A 23,864-nucleotide genomic window follows, 5' to 3' on the forward strand; every position below is an offset into this window, starting at 1 on the left:
CCAATTTCCACATCGATGTAATTAGTATCATCATGAGGTCTATTTAAGGCTACTCTTCCCAGCAATAATGTATAAAAAATATTATTTATTAACTTTGATGCAATACAAACCCTACTCTAAGCTCTAATAGTATTCAATAAGCAAAAAAAAAGAGGGCAACTCGGGCCCTCTGCTGTAAAAATGGGCTTATATGAAACATACAGGCTTATAAACTATGCTTGTAACGCCTAGAACAACATATCGCATCCCTTCCGGAAACTATAGTAGTTTAGATAAATCGATTGAACTTAATTTAAAGTTTTGCTGAAGCCCGAATTCAACTGCGAAGTGCGACACTCTCCAATATCAAGCAGCTAAAGCCATTTTGGTAAATACAATGGCTGGCTGTTTGAAGCCTAAACACTTTCTTGGTCGATAATTTATCCGCGATAAAGCAAACTCTATATCAATGTCCGTCACCGTCGATAGATCGGTTCCTTTCTTCACATATTGCCTCAAAAGGCCGTTCGCATTCTCATTAGCACCTCGCTCCCAAGAGCTATAGGGATGAGCAAAGTACACATCTGCCTCCAACTCTTTTGCGATAGTTTCATGACCTGCAAACTCTCGCCCGTTGTCCGCGGTGATGGTATGCACATGCTCCTTGTAAGGCATGAGTAGCTCTATTGTCGCCTGGGTAACGTCATCGGCTGACTTAGATGGTACTTTCTTTACCAAGTAAAACCGGGTCTTACGCTCTAAAATAGTTACCATTGCGCCTGTACCATGCTTACCTAGAACAGTGTCAATTTCCCAGTCACCAAACCGCTCTCTGCTGTCAACAATGCTTGGTCTGTCATCAATTGAAACGGCATTCTTAATCGCAGGAGCTTTCTCTTTTTTACCGCGACGATACCGCTTATGGCCTTGCCTCAAGTGGCGATATAATTTACCGCCTGAGCGCTTGTCGCTAGCAACAAAACGATAAATCCACTCATGGCTGACTGCTGCGCCGGCTTTCGTTAAGACGTTGGATATCTGCTCTGGACTCCAATCCGCCTCTAGAAGAAGACGAATAAAGTCAACACGTTCCTTTGGAATTCGGTATTTTAGTGCAGCTCTCCGTCTGGTGATGGACACCATCTGTGCCGTGCTTGGACAGTAATGATTGCTCTTACGGCCTCTTTTTAGCTCTCGATAAACCGTCGAGCGATGGCATTGAACTGTTTTAGCGATTTCAGAAACTGAAATTCCCCGTTCCAAAAGAGCAGAAATCTGGTATCTTCTGCCCTCGGTCAACTGCTGATAATTCATGGTAGTACTGCTTGTTTCTTTGGCGAGAAGAGCGTACCACTTTCAGCAGTTGGCTTCCTCTTCTACACCTTCCCATGAATGTCGCACTTATTATCTGAAATCGGGAGGAAGCTTAGTTTCGAAAAATAAAGACAATATAAGCAAATTATTCAAACTTGCTGGCCATATTCGCAGCCTTCCTTCCCACGTCTTCAAATTTTTTAGCCCTCATTCCATAATGATTTTTCGACTGTTCAATTAATTCAAAGAATTTTGGGTCTCCTGTTTCAGCATACTTTGCCATCGCAATAACTACCAACAGCGATTGAGCTAGGCGCCAAGACACACAAGGACGACTCAAGCTACCTAATACAGTGTCAAGAGAGAACCTTTAACCTCTTGGATCTGGCATACGACGCTGTAGTAAGCCATCGCGATTACACGGGACAGCTCGATCCGATCGAAGTGAGTGTGTTACAGCGAGAATATGGTAAACTCTCGCCATCTCAGATTCGCCCAGTTTTTTCCCCTACGGTTACCGCGAGGGCAAAAACCACCAATCGCTACTATTCGCACGTTTCGGTTTGGGAAAAATGGGCAATGCTATGCAAGAGAGCAGACGTTGATTATCGCAGGCCGTACCAAACTAGGCATACCTATGCATGTTGGTTGTTTTCAGCCAGTACCAACGCTACTTTTATTGCCAGACAGATGGGACACTCTAGCGCAAGGGAGGTTTACAACACCTATGGTGATTGGGTAGATGACTACACAAAAGATCAGCTAGACTTGCTTAATAGCAGGAATGGGAGGAATGACCCATAAATGTCCCTAAGTGCTTTATTAACACTGTAATAATATGATTAGTCAAAAGATTTTTGAAACAAAGAAATATTGGGCAGAATGCTTCGGTACCGCGCCATTTTTGCCAACCAGCAAAAAAGAGATGGACGCACTCGGCTGGGACAGCTGTGACATTGTCATCGTAACGGGTGATGCTTACGTCGATCACCCTAGCTTTGGTATGGCGATCATCGGCCGTCTTCTCGAGGCGCAGGGCTTTCGGGTCGGCATTATTGCTCAGCCTAAGTGGGGGGATAAAACCGACTTTATGAAGCTGGGTCAGCCGAATCTGTTCTTCGGTATCACCGCCGGTAACATGGACTCGATGATCAACCGCTATACCGCGGATCGTAAACTGCGTCACGACGACGCCTACACGCCAAACAACGAGGGTGGCAAGCGTCCAGATCGCGCAACGCTGGTCTATTCTCAGCGCTGTCGTGAGGCTTATAAAGACACACCAATCGTGCTGGGTGGCATCGAAGCCAGCTTGCGCCGACTAGCTCACTATGATTATTGGTCAGACAAAGTGCGTCGCTCAGTGCTGTTTGATGCCAAGGCCGATATCTTACTGTTTGGTAACGCTGAGCGTGCGCTGATTGAGGTTGCTCATCGCCTTGCTGATGGCGAAGATATTGCTAATCTGACTAATATTCGTGGTACTGCCGTTAACCTAGCGCAAGAGCCTGAGAGCTTCAGGATCATCGATTCATCTCGCATTGAGAAACCACGTAAAGAGGCGTTTATTCCGCCTAATCCCTACGAGGTTGAGACTCAATGTGAGACCAAACCTGAGCTAGAAACCGAGGCAGTGGCCAAACCGATCACAATCCGACCGTCACGTCACGATGCCGAAACCACAGCCGTGCGCCTGCCGCCATTTGAGAAACTCAACAACGATCGCATCTTGTACGCCCACGCCGCGCGCATTATGCACCTTGAGACCAACCCATATTCTGGTCGCGCCTTGATTCAACGCCACGGCAACCGTGAGCTGTGGATCAACCAGCCGCCTATCCCACTCTCAACCGAAGAGATGGATTATGTGTTTGGCCTGCCGTTTGCCCGAGTGCCTCACCCTATGTATGGCAAGGCCAAGATCCCGGCGTACGATATGATCAAGACTTCGGTCAACATCATGCGCGGCTGCTTTGGCGGGTGTTCATTCTGCTCTATCACCGAGCATGAAGGGCGCATTATTCAAAACCGCTCACAAGAGTCTATCTTGAACGAGCTGGAAGAGATCCGCGATAAAGTACCGGGCTTCACCGGCACGATCTCCGATCTGGGCGGCCCAACGGCGAATATGTATCGCCTTGGCTGTAGTGACCCTAAAGCCGAAGCGAATTGCCGTCGTCCATCGTGCGTGTTCCCAGGGATCTGTAATAAGCTCAACACCGACCATAAGCACACTATCGATCTTTACCGCGCAGCGCGCAAAGTGCCGGGTGTCAAGAAGGTGATGATTGCTTCGGGCGTGCGCTACGACCTAGCGATTGAGTCACCTGAGTACGTACGTGAGTTGGTGACGCACCACGTTGGTGGCTATCTGAAGATTGCCCCTGAGCATACCGAAAAAAATCCGCTTGATCTGATGATGAAACCGGGCATGGGCACTTACGATCGCTTCAAAGAGATGTTCGAGAAGTACAGTAAAGAAGCAGGCAAGAAGCAGTATTTGATCCCCTACTTTATCTCTGCCCACCCAGGTACTGAAGAAGAGGACATGCTTAATCTTGCACTGTGGCTAAAGCACAACAACTTTGAGTGTGATCAGGTACAGAACTTCTACCCATCGCCAATGTGTAATGCCACTGCAATGTACTACTCAGAGACCAACCCGCTCAAACGCGTGAAATACAAGAAACGCGAAGAGGTGCCAGTGGCCAAAGGTGAGCGTCAGCGTCGCTTACACAAAGCGCTGCTGCGCTACCACGACCCTGATAACTGGCCGCTGATCCGTGAAGCTCTGGTCAATATGGGCAAGAAGCACCTGATTGGCGATAAGCCAAGCTGTTTGGTACCGGCAGAAGATCTTGACACCCAAACTCCAGCGCAGCGTCGCCGCTCAGGCCGACATGGCGCAAATCGTTTTGCCACCAAGCATACTAAGAACCAACCTGGGTTCGGTGGCGAGGGGCGTCAAGGCGGTAAGAGTAACGAGCGATCTAGTGGTAACCGTAACAGCAGCAAAGCGTCTCGTGGCAAGTCAGGTCAAGGTACGTCACAACCAGCGCGCAGTGGTGATGGACAGCAGCGCCGTAGCCGGGGCAATAGTAGTAATGGGCATCAAGGCGGCCAGAGCCAACCGCAGCGTCGTAATAAGCGCCGCTAACCCGTTACAGAACTTATAAAACACAATTGGTAAAGGGCGCTGATCTACAGCGCCCTTTTTTATCTTATATATTTTTTATCACTACTTTGCCAAGTAACCATTTTCAACCAGCCATTTGCGCGTCACTGCATCCTGCTCGCCATCCTCGCGGCAGACTCGATAGTCTAGTTCAGCAATGATTTCATTTGAAAAGCGTAATGTATCCAATCGAAGCAACTGCTCTGGGGTAAACAGGGATTTTTTGTCCTCTCGCAGCAGCAGTACTGCTCGGTCGACAATCCCTAATAGCCCTTTCGGCTCTTCTAGCTCACGGATCTTATAACCATGGTGGAGAAACTGCGGCTTCCACAGTGGGACTACGACCCACTCACCCTTGGCCACCGCGTTTTCAAACGCGCCAAAGCAGTCGTTCTCTGTACCAGTAAAGAAGGAATAGCCAGCGTCAGATAAACCATACTCATCCATCATCTGGATTGAATAACGGGAGATCCCAGCGCCAGGATTAATGCCCTGGATTTTGCTGTTCATCTTGGCAACCACGTCCGGTTTGACCAAGTCCGATACCTGCGCCACACTGTCCACCGGCACGTAATCAGGTACTCCCCACAACGCATAGGGCTGGTAGTGCAAGCCCAACTCAATCAGTGGCACCGCCTTCTCAACATCCGCTTTATAGATACCATGGCTCGACGGCAGCCATGCTGAAGAAAGTAAGTCAACTTGACCCGACTTGAGCTTGGTAAAGTTTTCCTGGTGAGGTGAAAACACGCGCTCGACCTTAAAACCCATGTCAGTTAATACATTGGTAACCAGCGATGCGGTAGTGCGGTGAAATGACAGGTCGGTGACACCGAGCTTGATTGTTTGTACCATGGTTCGCTTCCTCATAGTGAGCTCAGGACTAAAGTTCCGATAAGCGTAGCGCAGCCATAGTTGATTAAATACGTTGATTGAATTGATTTATTATCAATTCAATTTTGACAGTTATGCCATGCTCCTCCACTAATTGGTAATATGAATCAACAAAAGAGGCAAAGCAGGTTTTCGCGTTGCCTCAGCAGAGAAATACCCTTACCACCAAATTTAGTCTGAACAAGCCCGTGAATAAACCTCAACCACCTCCTGAATCTTGTCAATCACCAACGCTTTAGGCTCAAGTTCAATCAGCCCCTCACTCACCTTGTGATACTGATTGGGCATAAACTGGCTGAGCATTGATAATGGAATCGGATGCTTTTTAAGGTTGCTGAGCATCACGTCCAGTACCTGCTGAATACGCGGCTCCGTCCAGTAGTAACGAATCCTGTCTGAGAAACTGTAATGCAGGTTGCTCACTATCGATGAGTGCTTGTCGCCATAATATGACTTCCAATATTTTGGCTCATCCAACAAGACTTGGTCGACCACCTTCTTAAACTGACTGGCCTCCTCAGCGGGCACGATTTCCTCTTCCATCTCTGCCAGCGCGAACAGCGCTTCACGATGGGCAAAGGTTAATGCCGGGCCTACCTTGAGAATGGCAAAGTGGCTCTCTACCAGCTCAGTGAGATGTACTTGTGTTTGGTAGTCAGTCGAGTGTGCCTCATACACCCAAGGGGTTTGCTCAATAAATGTTGAAATTTCCTGCGCTTTTGCCTTATCAAACCGGATCACTTGGCTGTGGTCAAACTCGACCCCTGGTTGCACTACTATCGCAATCACTTTATCCAGCGCATCACCTACCCCCATCGCCTCGAAAGCAGTGGTGTGGGTATCGATGGTGATCTTAATGTCTTCAAGCTTACTGACGTGCACCGAGTTTATCTCGCTACTCTCCCCGCCCGGCACGGGAACCTCAGTGCCAATCACGTAAGTAATCTGCGCTTTCACCTCATCCGCTGCATACTGCTCGGCAACCTGACACATTGCCGCTGACCGCTTGGCAATGGTCATCGGTGGCAGCGGGCTGACATCATCTGCACAAGACATGGAGGCATCCAAATGGATTTTAGTGAACCCAGCCTCTACGTAGGCACGGATAAGCTCTAGTGATTTGTTCATCGCCTGCTCGGCTGGCTCATCTTGCCAGCAGTTGGGACCTAAATGATCGCCACCAAATATCAAGCGTTGCAAAGGAAAACCAATATTCTCAGCAATCGTCTTTACATAACGGACAAAGTCAGCGGGCTTCATCCCAGTGTAGCCACCAAACTGATTGACTTGATTGGAAGTCGCCTCAATCAACACCTGCTTATCGGTGTCTAGTTCATACCTCATTACCGCTTCAATCACTAAGGGGTGGGCAGAGCATACCGAGTAAACCCCCACCTTCTGATTCGCCCACTTGTGCTGTTCAACAAACTGTTTCATTCTTTTGCCTCCAGTGTGAGTCCCTACCACACGAGGTAAAGACTTTGCGATCTAATACAAAAACCATACATCAAAAACCACCGAAAGTCTTCGAATAACTACGATTAAGCAAGATAAAGAAAACATACGTAACAATTCGAACTATCATGGAGACTAAAAATTGGGGAGTGTGCTATCTCGCAAGACGCTATCTCGCAAAAGTAGTTACCGACCCTCATCAGACGTAGAGCAGCCAGTGTTACATGCTGTCAGATAAACATTAGGCGCTAGTCAGAAGGGCTAAGGAGAATAAAATTTATAACGGATTCAACGAGTAAAAAGCACCCTCTAGGGCTAAAGGGCGCAAAGCTCAAGACAGGTCACCGAAAGACGCGAACTAGGGGAAAGAGACTGTGTAGTTTACTCGCCGTGAGTACTAAGCTACGACAATGACCTCAAGTCCTTTGTCTTCAAACTGTCGCTTGGTTTCTTTGGGAATGTCTTTATCAATGACTAGGGTATCAATCTGACCAATATCGAGGACTTTGTTAAAACCAATCCGCCCGAGCTTAGACGAATCCACCACGGCGATCACGCGCTGCACACAAGCCGCCATGATGCCGGTAATGGCATAGCCTTCATTAAAGGTGGTGATGCCCTTGTCCGCATCAATGCCATCAGCACCGACAAACAGTACGTCAGCTTGGACGCCTTTAAGACACTGCTCAGCCTGGTAACCATGCAAAGACTTGGTTTTCGCCCGGTACGTCCCACCTACGATCACCAGCGTGGTATCTTGCGCTTCGGCTAATTCAGTCGTTGCGACCAAGTTATTGGTGATCACCGTATACCCGCCCTCTTTGGCAAGGGCTTTTGCAACCAAATGCGTGGTACTGCCGCTATCAATGATAATCGAGTCACCCTTTCTCACGAGGCTCGCGGCAACGCTCGCAATCCGCTCTTTTGAGTCTGGATTGACCTTGTAGCGATTGTCAATTTGCACCTCAGCATCACTCTCGCTCAGTGGCAATGACTCAATGGACTGAGCACCACCAAAGAAACGCTTCAGCTTACCCTGCTGTTCAAGGGCCTTTAAATCTCCCCGAAGCGTAACTTCGGAAGTTTCGAACATGATTGAAAGGTCTTTTACCGCGACTTGCCCCTCAGCTTGCAATAACTCTAGGATTTTTTCTCGACGCTTAAGCGGATTCATAGCTCCCTCTCATCCCAACTTCGAAATATAATTCTCAACAACATTGCGAAATCTATCACAGTTTCAAAAGCTTCCGCAATGTGTTGTTTTATTTCTCAGTGGTTATTTGGTGATCTCTCCATCTAGATCCCACAGGTCCTGCCAGCCGCTTGAGCCCTCCCATAAGAAAACTTGGCCTTTGATCAGACGATTATTGGCATCAATCGCTGCAATCGCGCTCATCTCTTCTGCGGTCAAAGGGCTTTCAGTTGCACTTTGCAAATTGGAGATATATTGCTCTTCGTGAACTGAAAAAGGAATCGGGATATGGCCACGCTGCACCGCCCACTTGATGCATACGATGGCCGGATGAACACCGAGGCGCTCTGCCGCTGCAACAATCACAGGGTTTTCGATATCCACTAAATCATCGGCCGTCATGTCACGTTCAGGCCGAGTCGGTGAGCCAATAGGACAAAAACCAACCGGAACAATATTATTGCTCACCATGTAGTCATAAAGGTCTTGTTGCTGAAATAGTGGATGACACTCCATCTCATTGACTGCCGGTTTTATTTTAGCGTCACCCAATAGCAGCTCCATTTTCGCGATAGTCATGTTGGACGTACCTATCGCCTTGACCAGCCCCATTTCAACCAGTTGCTCCATTTGGCGCCAAGTTTCCATAAACTTCTCGTGAACATAAGGCGTAGCATCTGGACTGCGTGAATCTACATCACAACCAATCGGGTGAAAATTTGGGAACGGCCAATGGATCAGATACAAATCAAGGTAATCGAGCTGCAGATCTTGCAGTGTCTTTTTACAGGCGTTAATCACATCATCATGCTGATCATTCCACAGCTTGGAATTAACAAATAACTCTTCTCTCTCAATACCAAAATCCGCCATCGCTCGCGTGATCACCTCACCAATCTGATCCTCATTGCCATAGATAGAGGCGCAATCAATAAAGCGATAGCCAGCCTTAATGCCACCATACACAGCGCTCGAAACCTGCTCTGGGCCAAAACGGTCAGAGCCAAAAGTACCCAGACCTACGGCTGGCATCACCTGTCCGGTATAGAGCGTTTTAGTGGGTACTTTGCTTATATCAACAGTTGGCTGATAGGAATATGCTATGGTCATTTTCTCTTCTCCAGGCTCAATAAAACGGCTAATCAAATAACGTCACTTTTGTCCTTTCTTGACATCAAGCAACGCCTATAACGATTCAAACTAATGGCGTGACACCCTTCTTCAAAATGATGTTGCCATACTTTCGAGTGGTTCCGGTTACAACTATACACTTGGCGCTTTTGGCTCTTTCATAGAAAGCAAATCGGTCGACGAATGAGATCTCAGTACCTGGTGGCAACTTAGCGCTGTACTCATCAATCAGACCCGCAGGATGCACATCGTCCCCCACGGTTTGCATCATTACGACGTTATCCACCACATACTGGTCTAACTCAATCAGCTGCACCACGGCCTCAACTAAGGCAGATACCTCACATCCCCTTGCTTGCAATACATAGTCACCACACGAGTAGGCTGGAAAGTGGATATCTGAAAATACGATTTCATCGCCATGGCCCATCTTGGCTAGCGTGTATAAAAGCTCCGGCTCAACAATCGGATCAATGTTCTTAAGCATGCTTTCCTCCTTAAACTCGCCCTGCGCTTGCGCATAACTCGATCTTGTTGCGGATCACTTGCGCCATCGCATTCTTAGCCTCAATGTTGTAAATCCGCGGATCATTGACACTTGGGTCCTCGGCAAACACTTGCTTTAAGGTGTCGGCGTAAGCAATCTTGAGTTCGGTTGCCACGTTGACCTTACAAATACCAAGCGAAACGCAGCGCACCACATCCTCACCAGGCACACCAGAAGCACCATGCAATACCAGTGGCACTGAGACCCGGCGCGCAATATCACCCAAGCGTCCGAAGTCCAATTTGGGCGTGCTTTTATACAGACCATGCGCCGTCCCTATTGCGATGGCGAGCGAGTCTACTCCAGTGCGTTCAACAAACTCAGCAGCTTGACTGGGATTGGTATAAGGCTCTTCAACCGATTCAACCACCAGATCATCCTCTTGCCCCACAAGCTGTCCTAACTCAGCCTCGACACTGGCGCCATAGCGATGACAAAACTCAACCACACGCCGAGTTAAGGCAATATTGTCGTCAAAGGGCGAGTGCGAACCGTCAATCATCGCAGAGCGGATCCCAGCTTTAACCTTGTATTGGATATCTTCAAGAGTGGTGTGGTGATCCAGATGAAGGGCTACCTGCATACCTCTGTCTAATGCTGCCGCCTCGACCAGTGCCACCAGCTCCGGTGTTCCTGCGTATTGATAAGTAGAGGGAGTCCCGGCAAGGATCACTGGAGAGCCCATCTCCTTTGCGGTATCAAGCACACAGTGGACGGATTCTAAGTTGTGAATATTAAACGCAGGCACTGCGTATCCATGCTTTTGCGCATGCTCAAGTAAGTATTTGGTATGGATAAGAGTCATTTTTTTAGCTCCATTTAAGCAGGATCTTGCCTTCGGGGCTTGTGCCATCCAGTGCGGTGACACGCTCAACGAACGCCTGGGGTGGGTAAACACCATCAAGTAATGATTCGGTATCAATCTGGTTGTTAGCGAAAAGCTGTTTGGCGATCTGCCACTCCTCGCCGGGGTATGGCGCTGAATAGTTCATCCAACTACCAAACAGGTTTATTTCTTTACGTAATATCTGCCCAAACTCTTGATAGGAAAGGGTGAGATCTTGATGAAGCGTGCCAATTAGAGCAATCGAGGCACGGGGTGCGGCGATGTTAAGGCACTGCCGAACTGAGGCTGGGCTACCGGCTGTCTCAAGGATCAGCTGCGATTTGGTTTGATCAGTGTATCGGCTTATCGTTTGGGCAAGGTCTTTTTCGCTAGCATTGAATCCAGCATCAGCTCCGAGGCTAACCGCCTTATCCAGCTTTTGCTGGTTAATATCAATCGCGGTCACCGATGACGCCCCCAGCGCTTTAGCGGCTTGTATTGCAAGTAAGCCAATGGTGCCAACCCCGACCACGATCACCTCTTTTCCCGCTACACCACCGGCCATCAATATTGGGTGGAGACTGACAGTCAAGGGCTCAAAGAATGCCCCTTCAATAAGCGACACCTCTTCGTCCAACACAAAACAACATTGTTGAGGCAATTTCACCAATTCGGCATTGCCCCCCGCTTGGCGAGAGCCAATAAAACTGTAGTCCTGGCATAGGCTGTAAAGATCGTTCTGACAGTGGTCGCACTCACCACAAGGCACTAAAGGCGCGCAGGCGACCCGGTCGCCAACCTTGACCTCAGTCACTCGCTCTCCAACATCCACCACCTCACCGGCAAACTCGTGCCCAAGCACGATGGGATAAAAATGGGCGCCATAATGAAAAATTCTGGGCAGATCAGAGCCACAAAGTCCCGAGACGTGCACCTTCACAATTACCGAGTCTGCATCGACTGCAGGTGCTGAACTTTGCTCAACCTCTAGTTTCCTATTCGATTTAACCATAATACTGAGCATAACATTACCTTTTCTAACCAAATTTATTTTCAAAATCTTATTATTAACTTTCGTTTGCTTATTACTTTACGTAGAATGCTATTGAAACATCAATCGAAACTTTCGCATTGCGTTTGTTATTGGCTATAAATTTGCTTCAGATCACAATTCGTAAACAATTGAAGGAATTAGGCATGTATATTGGTATTGATTGCGGAACACAGGGCACCAAGGCTATCGTTTGGGATGAAGGAAGAGTGATCGGACAAGGGTTTACCCCACATAAAACCCAAGCAGCTCAAATCGGTCAGCGTGAGCAAAGCCCTCACAACTGGTTAGATGCGCTGGCTACATCGGTTAACTTAGCATTCAGCGGCCAAGAGCGACTGAAAGGCGCCGTCAAAGGCATAGGAATATCCGGTCAACAACATGGTCTGGTTCTTATCGATCACCAACACCAGGTGATTAGGGATGCAATGCTATGGTGTGATACCCGGGCACATCAAATTCTCAAGGAGTTTGTAGAGTCTCGTGCAAGTCACTTCGTAAGCGATATTGGCATTCAGGTACCTGTCGCATTTACAATCGCCAAGCTATTGTGGATAAAACGCTATGAGCCCAAGACCTTCGCCAGGATCCACCGCATCATGCTGCCTCATGAGTTCTTAAATTGGTCACTCACTGGTCGTTATGCTATCGAGCCCGGGGATGCCTCTGGAACCGGGTGGTTTGATACGCGCTCGAAGTCGTTGAGCGAAGCTATGTTTGCTGAGCTGGGCATTGCCCACACCTTCGAGCGCCCGGATGTGCTCGCCTCAGAAGACGTTGTGGGAACACTAACGCCACAGGTTGCCGAGCGACTTGGCCTTAAGCAACATGTTATCGTCTCAAGCGGTGGTGGCGATAACATGATGGCCGCAATTGGCACAGGTAACGTTGATCAAGGGCAGCTGACCATCAGCCTTGGCACATCTGGCACCTTATTTTCCCACTGCTATCAACAAGTGGACAGTTATCACCACCCTGACCTTAATGCGTTTTGCTCGTCATCCAATGGCTACCTTCCCCTAGCCAGCACCATGAATGTCACCACAGCCAATAACCAGATCTTGAGTTTAACCAACTCAAGCCTGGATGAGTTCGATACCCTGTTAAGCTCAAGCCCAATCGGTGCGAATGGTCTAAGTGCACTGCCTTTCTTCGATGGCGCGCGCCTGCCCAATGTCCCAAATGCAACTGGCGCCGTGCTGGGGATCACCAGCAGCAATCTCTCACCCGCTAATCTACTCAGAGCCACCGTTGAGGGCGTCACCTTTAACCTGCAACGCGGCGCAAAAACCCTTAAAGACGCCGGGGTCAACTTCGAACGCGCCTGCGTCATTGGCGGCGGCGCCAACAGCAGGGCCTGGCGACAGTTAATCTCTGACGTTCTCAACATCCCACTCTGGACCCCCACCTGCACCGAAGCCGCCGCCATAGGCGGCGCCATTCAAGCCCTGTGGGCCTACGAAAACCAGTTCTCCCCTTGCGAGCTCACCACCCTATGCCAAGAGTACATCAAATGTAAGCAATCTAACTCCACCAACCCGATCTCAACCAACGTTCAACAATACACATCAATCGCAACCAACTATCACCAAACCGTAAACAACCACATGGCCCAATTCCAATAAACCACCATTATGTGCGCGCTAAAAAACACGCTTCCCACTTCTCAAACGTCGCCTCTCATATCAGCGCGCGCTATGCCCCTCGCTCCCCGCAAGACAAACCTGTCTCCGCATCTCGCCCCTTCTTCTCCCCTTTCAGCATAACTTCACAAGCAGAACAAAAAACAGGCAATTATGTGATCGACAGCTTAAAAACGAAAGGTTTCGTTATATTTCGAATGTTTTCAAGTGTAACATTTATTTACTGAGTTTCATCGCCAAAAACGATTAGCAAGGGACGGTTATGACGAATCCAATTCTGACTATGAGTGGAATATCAAAAGCTTTTACCGGCGTACAGGCCCTGCAAGATGTTCAGTTTCAGCTTAGAAAAGGTGAAGTTCATGCCTTGATGGGTGAAAACGGTGCGGGCAAATCAACCCTGATGAAGGTGTTGATTGGTGTCTACCTGGCAGATGAAGGATATATCCAATACAAAGGTAGCGGCATAGCGTTTAACTCGGTGCTTGAGGCTCAAGAAGCCGGGATCTCGATGATCTTCCAAGAATTAAACCTAATCCCCCACCTCTCTGTAGCGGAAAATATCTTCTTTGCCCGTGAGCCACTGAAACACGGCCTGATCGACTACCGAACCATGCGACGTGAGGCGAAAAAACTGCTTGAGATGTTCGATATTGATGTCGAGCCCACCGATATCGTCAACACCCTCTCTGTTGCTAAACAGCAAATGGTGGAAATTGCCAAATCTCTGAGCTTTGATGTCGAAATCCTCATTATGGATGAGCCAACATCCGCACTGACCGATAAAGAGATCGAAGCCCTGTTTAAGCTGGTCAATAAATTGAAAGCGAAAGGTGTGGCGATCGTCTACATTTCTCACCGCATGGATGAGCTAAGACGCATCTGTGATCACATCACGATCTTTCGTGATGGCCAATACGTGTCTAACCATAAGTTTGCCGATATCTCCATGGACGACATCATCGCGCGCATGGTGGGCAGAACACTAGACAATCACTTCCCTGAGAAAAAGGCCACCATTCAAGATGAGCTGATCTTTTCAGTGATGAATGTGGCACGCGAGGGAGTGTTTCAGCCGCTTAACTTTGACTTGAGGAAGGGCGAAATTCTCGCCATCACCGGGCTGGTTGGGGCCAAACGTACCGAGCTGGCAAGGGCGCTGTTTGGCGCGGACAAGTTAACCCAGGGCGAGCTGTTTATCCACGGTGAGCGCCAAGTGATCCGCAGCCCATCGGATGCGATCAAAGCCGGGGTCGCCTATTTATCTGAGGATCGCAAGCTCAATGGCGTTGCCGTCAAGATGTCGATCCGCGAAAACACCACCATGGCATCGATGGACAAGGTCAGCTCCAAACTTGGCGTTATCTCCACCCCGTCTGAGCAACAAGCGGCAGAAACTTATGTGCGTAAGATGGAAATAAAAACCCCAACTATCGAGCAGCTGGTAAGTAACCTCTCTGGCGGTAATCAGCAGAAGGTGGTGATCGGCAAATGGTTATTCCGTGATGCCAAGGTGATGATTTTTGACGAACCAACGCGGGGCATTGATGTGGGGGCAAAGTATGCCATCTATGAGCTATTGGATGAGCTTGCCGCGCAAGGAATTGGCGTGATTATGATTTCTTCTGAGCTTCCAGAGGTACTGGGCATGTCAGATCGCGTCATTGTCATGCAGGAGGGTGTGATGACCGCAGAGCTCATCACCACCCAGACCAACCAAGAAGAAATTATGCAATACGCGACTGGAGTGAAAACTATGTACCCACAGTACGAGGAGGCAATGTCATGAATGACAAGCACAAGGAAGTCCTGCAAAAACTGGCGTCATTAGGCGGATTGTTCGCGCTAATCATCGCCTTCTCAGTCACCAGTCCGTACTTCTTCAGCGTCGACAACATGATGACAGTCGGGCTACAGACATCCACCATCACCATTATCGGTATAGGTGTGATGCTGACCATCTTAACCGGGGGGATTGACTTGTCGTTAGGATCGGTGATGGCGCTTGCTGGTGTCACTGCCGCAATGTCTGTCAACGCGGGCGTACCCGTCCCGTTTGGCATGTTGATTGGCGTCTTGACGGGGGCAGCGTGCGGACTGTTTAACGGTCTATGTGTGTCTAAGCTTCGCCTACCGCCCTTTATTGCCACTTTGGGCATGATGATGATTGCGCGCGGTATTGCGCTGTATATCACCAATGCCGCCCCGGTCTCCGGAATGCCTGAGTCTTTCTCCTACCTGGGTAACGGTGCATTATTTCGCGTAATAGAGATTGGCGAAAACGGCTTCCCAATCATTAAATTTGCTGGTATCCCTTACCCTGTGATCGTCATGCTACTGGTTGTTGCGGCGTTTTCCTTTCTGTTGACCAAAATGCGCCTAGGGCGATATCTATATGCAATTGGCTCGAATGAAGAAGCGGCGCGTCTATCAGGCATCAACACCGAAAAAGTCAAAACCGCAGCGTATGTAGCGTCAGGTTTTCTTGCTGGCCTTGCCGGCGTAATCATCGCCAGCCGCCTAGTCACCGCTCAGCCTAACGGCTCTGTGGCTGCCGAGCTCGATGCCATCGCCTCAGCCGTGGTCGGTGGCACCTCGCTAATGGGAGGTGTTGGTACCGTCACTGGTGCGGTCATCGGCTCTTTCATTATCGGTGTGCTGCGCAACGGGCTGAATATGAATGGCGTCAGCTTCTTTGTGCAACAAATTGTGATCGGCGGCGTGATCATCGCGACCGTTGCTTACGATCAATACCGAATGCACAAAACCAAGAAAGTCAAAAAAACAACTCGTACCCCGAATACCAAAAAGGATGTGAACGATATGAAAGTGAATAAGATTGCTTCTGTTGCCGTGATGGGTCTTGTCTTTGCGTTTTCAAGCGCGGCTTTTGATGCACAAGCAGCACAAAAGGAGATTGCTGTGGTGGTTAAAACAGAAAACTCCAACTTCTGGCAGAACGTGAAAGGCGGTGCGGTCGATGCATCTAAAACTCTGCCAGACTACAAGATCACCTTTCAAGGTCCCGCTGCTGAAACAGCGGTGGATGAGCAAGTGAACATGATCCAAAACGCGCTCAACCGCGGTGTTGCTGGCCTGGTTGTGGCCCCAACCGACCCCAACGCCTTGGTGCCTGCACTGAAAAAAGCGTGGGAAAAAGGCGTCCCAGTTGCGCTGATTGACTCTTCACTCAATGATGATGATAAATACCATCAAGCATTCTTATCTACAGATAATCGTGCGGCGGGCAAACTCGCCGCTGAGCAGATGATCAAGACACTCAACGGGAAAAAAGGCAAAGTGGCAATGATGAGCTTTACCGCAGGTTCGGGCAGTGCCATGGAGCGTGACGGTGGTTTTAAAGAGGCTATTGAAGCGGCGGGTTACGAGGTTATCGGCCCCTACTACTCGAACGCTGATATGGTCACCGCACTCAACCAAACCGTGGATGTGCTCGCATCGAACAGCGATCTAGTGGGTATCTTTGGCTCTAATGAACCCACTGCAGTTGGTATGGCACGCGCAATCAAGCAACGTGGCTACACGGGTAAACTGGTTGCGGTGGCCTTCGATGGTAACCAAGATATTCAGCAGTTCATTCGCGATGGTGTCCTTGATGGTGCGGTAGTTCAATCTTCTTATGGCATGGGCAACATGGGCGTAGAAGCGGTGTCAGAGATCCTCAAAGGGAATAAAGTGGCGTCTTATATCGATACGGGCGTTGTCTATGTGACCAGCGACAATATTGATTCAGACAAGGCCCAAGCGGTTCTTTACTAAGCAATTAGTGCTGCTAAGAAAGAGACAGCCACCAACATTCGTTGGTGGCTTTTTTTGACTAAGACAACGCATGCCTTTTAATATACAGCTAAATTATAAAATCTAGGCAAAGACGATGGATAACAACAACTGGACGTTACCAAATACCTTTCACTTTCAAGGTCGAAAAGTAAAATACGGAGTCAAAGGACATGGAGAACCACTGGTCTTGGTTCACGGTACGCCTTGGTCATCATTCAATATGAGACATCTCATTGAGCAACTCTCACAAGAATTCAAAATCTACTACTACGACATGCTTGGCTATGGCCAATCCGATAAAAGTAATAGTGACGTTTCTTTAGGTATTCAAAATCATCTGTTGTGTAGCTTGCTCGAGTACTGGAACCTTGAATCGCCCTATATTGTGGGACATGACTTCGGAGGAACGACGGTTCTACGTAGCCATCTACTGAATAAACAAAGCTATAAAAAGTTAGTCGTTATCGACCCTGTAGCGCTTTCACCATGGGGCTCTGCATTCTTTAAACACGTAGAGATGCATGAAGAGGCATTCTCTGGAGTACCGGACTATATCCATGACGCGATCGTCGAGGCATACGTAAAGACGGCTGCACACCAAAGTCTACCCCAAGAGACCATTGAGGGCATATTATCTCCTTGGCAGGGCGTGCAAGGTAAGCCGGCTTTTTATCGTCAGATTGCGCAAGCTGACTCGATTTTTACCGATGAGTTTCAAGACAAGTTTGATAAAGTGACATGCCCGGTGCTGATTTTGTGGGGTGAAGAGGATACATGGATACCCTGTGAACAGGCTTACTCTCTTCAACAAAAGCTCGCCGGCTCATCTTTGGCTACCATTCCAAACTCAGGGCACCTTGTAATAGAGGAAGAACCGGCCGCATTGAGCGAGTTGATTACCCACTTTATCTATCAATAGTTTAGTTATGACCATTAGTTTAGTTATGAGACTATTGCAAATGCTGTTTAGCATGCGATCGATCAGTTTCAATCTACTTGTACTTCAAAATCTTTGTTATAGAAAGTGTCAAAAATCATCTCAATGTCTTTCGGCAGAACTCTACTTACCGAAAGTGGTTTACCTTGCTATCGCTCTCACCACTATTATTGAGTCATAGAGTTGTAAGATTGTCATAGCCTTCATGGTATATTGTGCAGCATACCAACCGTTGCGACAGCGAGACCTGTTCTGATTGCAACTTTATTTATCGCCATGCTGCTAGTGAAATTCCGCCCGAGAACCCGACAAGATGTGTGAATTGGCTCACTAGAACCACTAAGCATCACTGAAAAAGGCACTGAGATGAGGAACGATGGTCAAGTGGGTAACCATCAGTACGTGTGAATGAAAAAATACTTAATTGGTTTAATGCTTGTGTTGTCTGCCGCTCTCCCTGTAACCGCGAGAGAAGTGATAACTATCGAGGCTTCTCAAAACCCTACTTATATGGTTACCTTTGAGATTAACAGAGTAAAAAACGACCAACAGTCAACGAGGGCATATGAGATATATATGGATGAATCCGCCACGTTTAAGCTAGGTAACCACGTAGAAAATAGCCAAATCGATATCATCCGCAGTTCTTCAGATAGCAACCGTTACATGGTTGAGTTTACTTTATCGTATTACCTTGGTGACCGCTTTATTCGTCGGGGTGCGAAGAAAATGTCACTGATGGAAGGTGTTAGGAACAAAATGGGAGAAGATCATCAAGTCAGAGAACGAGATGGGCTGATAACAGAAGAAACCCGTGAAGAATGGTTCACTTTCAAGAGATATTGAATCAATAAAAACCGCTAACCTCATCAGCGAAGGATATACAAATAAGCCGTAGCTCAAAGTTTTTGTACTCAATCTCTGCAGTTGGTACTTCGTAATTTAGAAGAGGTGAAACTTTGCCGAACAAGGCCTGAGCCAGGCATAAGGCCCTTATCAAAATTATTTATCACTCTATGAGTGATATGTAGGCTGTGTCCTTCAAAGTAAAAACCAACTCAATCGTGCATCAAGCCAGTCCGCAATTTAACGATTCCAAGCAATAAGACAAAAATTTCAATTGACCTTCGCTATAGTCTCCTTCGGCGCTCGAAGGACTCGAGCAATGGGCCACGATTCACATCGTGAGCGTTTACATGACAAGCTTGGAAGGTCACAAACATGAGTGTTCGACTCTCTCTTTTGACGGGGTTACTAGGGCTAACCGTCATCTCTTCGCATTCGTTAGCAGCAACATCCTCTGAGCGACTTACAGCGTCAAGTAGTCTTTCACCATTTACACCACCGGAAATCCTTTACTACGGCGCCAACATCGGCCAGTTTCCGCCACAGGTTCGTCATTGGATTATAACCGAAGGCTTTCCAGTAGAAAAAATGGAGAGGCCGTGGGCGCGCGAACCAAACCTCAAGGCGTGGTGGAGTGGTGATGGTAACCAGGTTCTGTTTCAAGCAAGCTATACCATTGCGCCAGGCTATGTCAATGAGGGACAGCACGTAACTTGGGGAGAAGACGCCCACTACAGCGGGGGAAGCACTCCAAGCAGTATTACCAACGCCAAATTTCGTTCGTTAAAAGCACGTTATCACATCAAACTGCATTCAGAGTATCTACAACTTACCGACCCGGCCTTTGCCGAAGTGGTCAATTTGGCCAAACAGCTTAGCGAGCAGATCGAGTTCGACTGGGCGAGCTTTGATCAATATCAGGGTGCACAACCGATAAAAACACCAGGTAAACACCACACCGTTTGCTCAGGTTACTCGGATATCGTGATGGATAGAGTGGTCACCCTCGAGTCTGTTGCATCAGTTGAAGAGTGGGCTGGAGGTAACCATCGCTGGAATGTCGTCAACCTGAAGGATGGGCGCAAGCTCTATCTAGACCTCACTTGGTTTGATAATGAGTATATCGACCATGATAGCGGCTTAATTGTGCAAAAAGCAGACTACCAGTGGGGCAACATCACCTTCGACCAAGCAGTGTTCAATTACGCTAACCTCGGTTATGGCTCGGCAGGACTCGTGCATACACAAGGTAGATTGATAAGCAAAGTCACCAAGCGTGCATTAGACTGAACAAGGTTATGCTGGCGTGCGCCCAGCAAAGGTGGGCTGAGTTCGAATCATGCCGAGCGACTTAGGTCTCACTTGCTAGAGTAAGGCCGTCATTAATTTGGCTTGGGGTGCGTTGGTAGCGCATCTCAATCAATCGATGGCCTGCCACTACCTCAACGTTTTTGATAAACGAAAATCCGTGTTTTTGGTAGTACTCGCGTAAGTAGTGATGGGCATGGATATCTATAGTGTCGACACCGTGTTGCCGTGCGTAGCGCATTAGCGCATCAACTACGCGACCTGCCAACCCTTGCTTGCGATAATGTTTTAATACCGCAACTCTGGCTAACACCCCATGGGTACTATCGATGAGGCAGAGCCTTGCGGTTGCCACCGCTATTTTGCCATCAAAGACTAAGGCATGTATTGCCTGCTCATCCAGGCCATCTTTATCTAGACCTTCTCCAATCCCTTGCTCTTGAGTAAAGACTTGGAAACGAATCGTCTGCGCTTGCGCGATGATTGCTGCACTAGCTCCTATTTTTACATTCATATACTGATATTCGCTTACAATGAAATCCGCAAACAGATTACACCAAACAATGTACTAAGTAACTTGCAAGGTTGGGTTTATTGCAACCAACCTCAAACTCTATCTGCGCCTAACGCACCCTTAGTTATATTCTCATGATCGGTCATGATAAAGACCGCTTATCAATTGTGCAGTTGAGATTAATGTCGCTCATAGTACGCTTCCACTTGAGTACTGCAACTCGTCATCACTCGCTCTAGGATATCGGCTTAAACTCAGTCTGATGCGACGGCAGTTTTGTCAAATTTCTGAAATGAGACTTTCGTTACATTTTGTATGTTTTCAATTACTTTTACAACTATTCCTTTCGGTTCATGTGACCTTCGTATATTTACGATTTTCATTTTTAACTTATAGTTTATTCACTACATTGCCAAATATTTTTTGTATGAAAGATAATCAACTAACGGAAAATAAGTATGGAAAATTTAAGTGCAGCATCAAAAAGGGCTCAGAATTACAGCAGGTCTAGTGAGTGGTATTGCGGTTTTGCTTACACTCCGATCAAGGGACTTGGTCTGGAAGTTGGTGTGCATAGACGAGATCCAAGTAGTGTCTTGCTTCATGATGGAGTGTTTTATGTCTACTACACAAAGTCAGTAGGACCCTACTTTGGCATGTCTTCTATTGGTGTTAGTAATAAAGAAATAAAGTTATATCCTTGGGATCAAGCAGACATCTATTATGCAACTAGTAGTAATGGGATTAACTGGTCTGAGCAAGGGCCGGCAGTAACTCGTGGTGAACCAGGCGACATTGATGACAGAACGATTTGCACTCCTGACATCCTTGAACATGAAGGGCACTTCTATTTGGTTTATCAAGCTCAATCAAATGATGTCGTTTACTCCGCTGAAACCGAATCCGTGGGCATGGCAGTCTCGACTTCCCCTAGCGGTCCGTTTGAGAAGGTCAAAGGCTCAATTTTCGAAAGGAAAGAGCAAGGTAACTGGTTTACCGAGCAGGAGCCTGACAACTATAACTATGGGACATTTGTCGGACTTGTACACGATCCCAGTCTGTATTTTTATAATGACCAGTTTTGGCTTTATTACAAATGTGGTTATGGCCGAGCCGACAAAGTACTCAATGACATTGGACATAAAAACGGCGGACCAGACACTCGTTGGGGTGTTGCTGTCTCTGATGCGCCTACTGGACCATTTAAACCCCATGCAGCTAACCCTGTTACTAACTCAGGACATGAAACCATGCTTTGGAACTATAAAGATGGTATTTGTGCACTGCTTAATCGAGATGGTCCTGAGCAAGATACCATCCAATATGCAAAGGATGGTGTCAATTTTGAAATCATGGCCCGTATTAATAACACCCCCCAAGCCGGAGGTGCATTCCGAAGCAAAAACAATGATGTGCATCCTTTAGAGGGGATTCGTTGGGGGCTATGTCATGTCGATGAGCGAGGAAGCCAATGGAACCATATTGTCCGTTTCGACTGTGACCCTAGGTTTAGTTACAAGATAAATCACAACTATTCAAACATAAATAATACCACCATTTTCTGAGTTAAACACTATGACGGTTATTCGCCATACAAAGTTAGGAGTATTATCATGGCTACAGGAACATATTATTCGAAACATAGCGGGATAAGTTATGATTGGCTCAAAAGAAACAAACCTTCGTTGATACTTCTCTTAGGCGGATTTGTTTTTGGTATAGATGCTGGGATAATTTCAGGCACTGTAAAATTTATTCAATCTACCTTTGCACTTTCCGATATTCAGTTGGGCCTTATCGTTAGCTCACCGTCACTGGGGGCAATACTAGCACTGATTTTTGCAGGCAAATTCGCCGATAAGTTTGGACGTAAGACAACCTTCATAACCATTGCGTCCCTGTATGTTGTATCAGCTGTAATGTCTGTAATTGCGTATGATTTTTACTCTCTATTCTTTGCTAGAGCTTTAGGAGGTGCGGCGTTCTGTTCACTCGGAATGACTTCAATGTATATTGGGGAGATATCTCTCCCTGAGGAAAGAGGAAAGCTAGTCACTGGTAACACCATCACGCTAGGATTAGGTTTTTGCTTCGCCTATCTCGCAAACTACCTGTTAGTTATAAATCTCAGTAACTCGTCATTATTGTTTTCACCTGAACATATTTGGCGATTGATGTTTGCCGTTGAACTAATACCAGCCGTCATTTGGCTAGTATTAATTTTCTCGATACCAGAATCTCCTAGATGGCTAGCGATCAAAGGTGCGTTTGATGAAGGTAAAGAAATATTAGTCCGATACTACGGTGAATCGTTAGCTCATCAGAGAATGACTGAAATTCGACAAAACCTCGCTAAGTACAATAGTTTAACGTTCAGTGAACAACTAAAAGTACTATTTTCGAAAAGAATGTCTAAGGTGCTTATAATTGGTGTGATGCTTGGGGTCTTTCAGTCCACGTCAGGGATGAGTGCGATTGCCTACTACACACCAATGATGCTTGAGCAAGTTGGGGTGGGAAGTGAATCAGCCTTCCTACAAGCCGCTCTCATTGGCGTATTTAATGTGATTGCGACGATATTTGCTATCTATTGGGTAGATCGTTTAGGAAGAAGACCTCTATTAATTGTCGGAATGATTGTGTTACTCGCTTGTAACTTGGTGGCATTCAAGGCGTTTGATAGTGCGGAGTACGTCATTAATAGTGAAGGGCTAAGCAAAGTAGAGCACATTTTAGACACGCAACCATTGTTAACACATGAAGGTGCAACATTTAGCAATGACACTGAATTTAAGGACTTTATCTTTGCAACATCTAGCCTGGATAGGTCACAATTACTGTTGGTGATGGATCAGATCATCGAGGCATTTGTCAGCATTAACCCGTATGTCATCATAGGCGCGCTGGTGATATTTAATGCTACATTTAGTATCTCATTAGGTCCAATCATGTGGGTGCTGTTTTCTGAGATCTCACCTAACGCTGTTAGGACGGTATCAATTCCGATTTTTGCCTGTATGACTAGTGTCTCGGCGTATGTGGTATCAACAGCCTTCCCTTGGCAACTAAACAACTGGGGTGCTTCATACACCTTCTTATCCTATGGCTGCTCATGTTTGCTGGGGCTTGTATTTATATACTTCACGATACCAGAGACGAAGAACAAGACTCTAGAGCAAATAGAAGAAGAGCTGATTTAATCGACCCTACGAGTGAACTGGTGTATTTGGGCCTACCAATAACCAACACAT

The 23,864-nt window shown here is 47.3% G+C and carries 20 protein-coding genes; 10 read left to right on the forward strand and 10 right to left on the reverse strand.

Going from position 1 to position 23,864, the window contains the following annotated elements; genetic code table 11:
• Window positions 1–345: 345 nt before the first annotated feature.
• Together ACZ5R2_RS12355 and ACZ5R2_RS12360 are read right to left on the reverse strand one after the other, a co-directional pair.
• Window positions 346–1,293 carry an IS30 family transposase gene (locus ACZ5R2_RS12355; protein ID WP_464899512.1) on the reverse strand — a complete coding sequence of 316 codons (948 nt, stop codon included), beginning with the start codon at window positions 1,291–1,293 and terminating at the stop codon, window positions 346–348.
• A 145-nt stretch (window positions 1,294–1,438) separates the two neighbouring features.
• Window positions 1,439–1,576 carry a hypothetical protein gene (locus ACZ5R2_RS12360; protein WP_464899678.1) on the reverse strand — a complete coding sequence of 46 codons (138 nt, stop codon included), beginning with the start codon at window positions 1,574–1,576 and terminating at the stop codon, window positions 1,439–1,441.
• Between the two features lie 296 nt (window positions 1,577–1,872).
• Here ACZ5R2_RS12360 and ACZ5R2_RS12365 point away from each other — a divergent pair, with 296 nt between their 5' ends.
• Both ACZ5R2_RS12365 and ACZ5R2_RS12370 read left to right on the forward strand, forming a co-directional pair.
• A complete protein-coding gene (locus ACZ5R2_RS12365; RefSeq protein ID WP_464899679.1) occupies window positions 1,873–2,097 on the forward strand; it encodes a hypothetical protein in 225 nt (74 codons plus the stop codon).
• A 34-nt stretch (window positions 2,098–2,131) separates the two neighbouring features.
• Window positions 2,132–4,450, forward strand: a complete 2,319-nt coding sequence (locus ACZ5R2_RS12370; RefSeq protein WP_464899680.1) for a YgiQ family radical SAM protein — start codon at window positions 2,132–2,134, stop codon at window positions 4,448–4,450.
• Window positions 4,451–4,531: 81 nt separating this feature from the next.
• Here ACZ5R2_RS12370 and ACZ5R2_RS12375 read toward each other — a convergent pair whose 3' ends face one another.
• From ACZ5R2_RS12375 to ACZ5R2_RS12405, 7 genes are all read right to left on the reverse strand, one after another.
• Entirely contained in the window at window positions 4,532–5,323 is a 792-nt protein-coding gene (locus ACZ5R2_RS12375; RefSeq protein WP_464899681.1) for a glycine betaine ABC transporter substrate-binding protein, read from the reverse strand.
• Between the two features lie 210 nt (window positions 5,324–5,533).
• Window positions 5,534–6,799 carry a tagatose-bisphosphate aldolase subunit GatZ gene (gatZ, locus tag ACZ5R2_RS12380; RefSeq protein WP_464899682.1) on the reverse strand — a complete coding sequence of 422 codons (1,266 nt, stop codon included), beginning with the start codon at window positions 6,797–6,799 and terminating at the stop codon, window positions 5,534–5,536.
• Between the two features lie 415 nt (window positions 6,800–7,214).
• Window positions 7,215–7,991, reverse strand: coding sequence for a DeoR/GlpR family DNA-binding transcription regulator (locus ACZ5R2_RS12385; RefSeq protein ID WP_438458015.1), 777 nt, complete (start codon window positions 7,989–7,991; stop codon window positions 7,215–7,217).
• Between the two features lie 102 nt (window positions 7,992–8,093).
• Window positions 8,094–9,119, reverse strand: a complete 1,026-nt coding sequence (locus tag ACZ5R2_RS12390; RefSeq protein WP_464899683.1) for an aldo/keto reductase — start codon at window positions 9,117–9,119, stop codon at window positions 8,094–8,096.
• Window positions 9,120–9,204: 85 nt separating this feature from the next.
• The gene (fucU, locus tag ACZ5R2_RS12395; protein ID WP_464899684.1) at window positions 9,205–9,627 is read right to left on the reverse strand and encodes an L-fucose mutarotase; all 423 of its coding nucleotides are present in this window, start codon (window positions 9,625–9,627) and stop codon (window positions 9,205–9,207) included.
• A 10-nt stretch (window positions 9,628–9,637) separates the two neighbouring features.
• Complete coding sequence (gene gatY / locus ACZ5R2_RS12400; protein ID WP_464899685.1) at window positions 9,638–10,492, reverse strand: tagatose-bisphosphate aldolase subunit GatY; 855 nt, start codon at window positions 10,490–10,492, stop codon at window positions 9,638–9,640.
• Between the two features lie 4 nt (window positions 10,493–10,496).
• Window positions 10,497–11,537: a zinc-binding dehydrogenase gene (locus tag ACZ5R2_RS12405; protein ID WP_464899686.1), complete on the reverse strand. Its 1,041-nt coding sequence runs from the start codon at window positions 11,535–11,537 to the stop codon at window positions 10,497–10,499.
• Window positions 11,538–11,710: 173 nt separating this feature from the next.
• On the opposite strand from ACZ5R2_RS12405, the gene xylB reads away from it, so the two are divergent.
• From xylB to ACZ5R2_RS12435, 6 genes are all read left to right on the forward strand, one after another.
• Window positions 11,711–13,189 carry a xylulokinase gene (xylB, locus tag ACZ5R2_RS12410; protein WP_464899687.1) on the forward strand — a complete coding sequence of 493 codons (1,479 nt, stop codon included), beginning with the start codon at window positions 11,711–11,713 and terminating at the stop codon, window positions 13,187–13,189.
• A 280-nt stretch (window positions 13,190–13,469) separates the two neighbouring features.
• Entirely contained in the window at window positions 13,470–14,996 is a 1,527-nt protein-coding gene (locus tag ACZ5R2_RS12415) for a sugar ABC transporter ATP-binding protein (protein WP_464899688.1), read from the forward strand.
• Complete coding sequence (locus ACZ5R2_RS12420; protein WP_464899689.1) at window positions 14,993–16,987, forward strand: substrate-binding domain-containing protein; 1,995 nt, start codon at window positions 14,993–14,995, stop codon at window positions 16,985–16,987. The genes ACZ5R2_RS12415 and ACZ5R2_RS12420 overlap by 4 nt, the downstream gene beginning before the upstream one ends.
• A gap of 115 nt (window positions 16,988–17,102) precedes the next feature.
• A complete protein-coding gene (locus ACZ5R2_RS12425; protein ID WP_464899690.1) occupies window positions 17,103–17,927 on the forward strand; it encodes an alpha/beta fold hydrolase in 825 nt (274 codons plus the stop codon).
• A 594-nt stretch (window positions 17,928–18,521) separates the two neighbouring features.
• Window positions 18,522–18,791, forward strand: coding sequence for a hypothetical protein (locus tag ACZ5R2_RS12430; RefSeq protein WP_464919416.1), 270 nt, complete (start codon window positions 18,522–18,524; stop codon window positions 18,789–18,791).
• 375 nt (window positions 18,792–19,166) lie between these two features.
• Window positions 19,167–20,081 (forward strand): hypothetical protein, encoded by a 915-nt coding sequence (locus ACZ5R2_RS12435; protein WP_464899692.1) that lies wholly within the window; start codon window positions 19,167–19,169, stop codon window positions 20,079–20,081.
• 61 nt (window positions 20,082–20,142) lie between these two features.
• Here ACZ5R2_RS12435 and ACZ5R2_RS12440 read toward each other — a convergent pair whose 3' ends face one another.
• Window positions 20,143–20,613, reverse strand: coding sequence for a GNAT family N-acetyltransferase (locus ACZ5R2_RS12440; protein ID WP_464899693.1), 471 nt, complete (start codon window positions 20,611–20,613; stop codon window positions 20,143–20,145).
• A gap of 458 nt (window positions 20,614–21,071) precedes the next feature.
• On the opposite strand from ACZ5R2_RS12440, the gene ACZ5R2_RS12445 reads away from it, so the two are divergent.
• A complete protein-coding gene (locus ACZ5R2_RS12445; protein ID WP_464899694.1) occupies window positions 21,072–22,178 on the forward strand; it encodes a glycoside hydrolase family 117 protein in 1,107 nt (368 codons plus the stop codon).
• A gap of 48 nt (window positions 22,179–22,226) precedes the next feature.
• Entirely contained in the window at window positions 22,227–23,813 is a 1,587-nt protein-coding gene (locus tag ACZ5R2_RS12450; protein WP_464899695.1) for an MFS transporter, read from the forward strand.
• Window positions 23,814–23,864 lie beyond the last annotated feature (51 nt).

The sequence above is a fragment of the Vibrio sabulosilitoris genome (genome assembly GCF_055391395.1).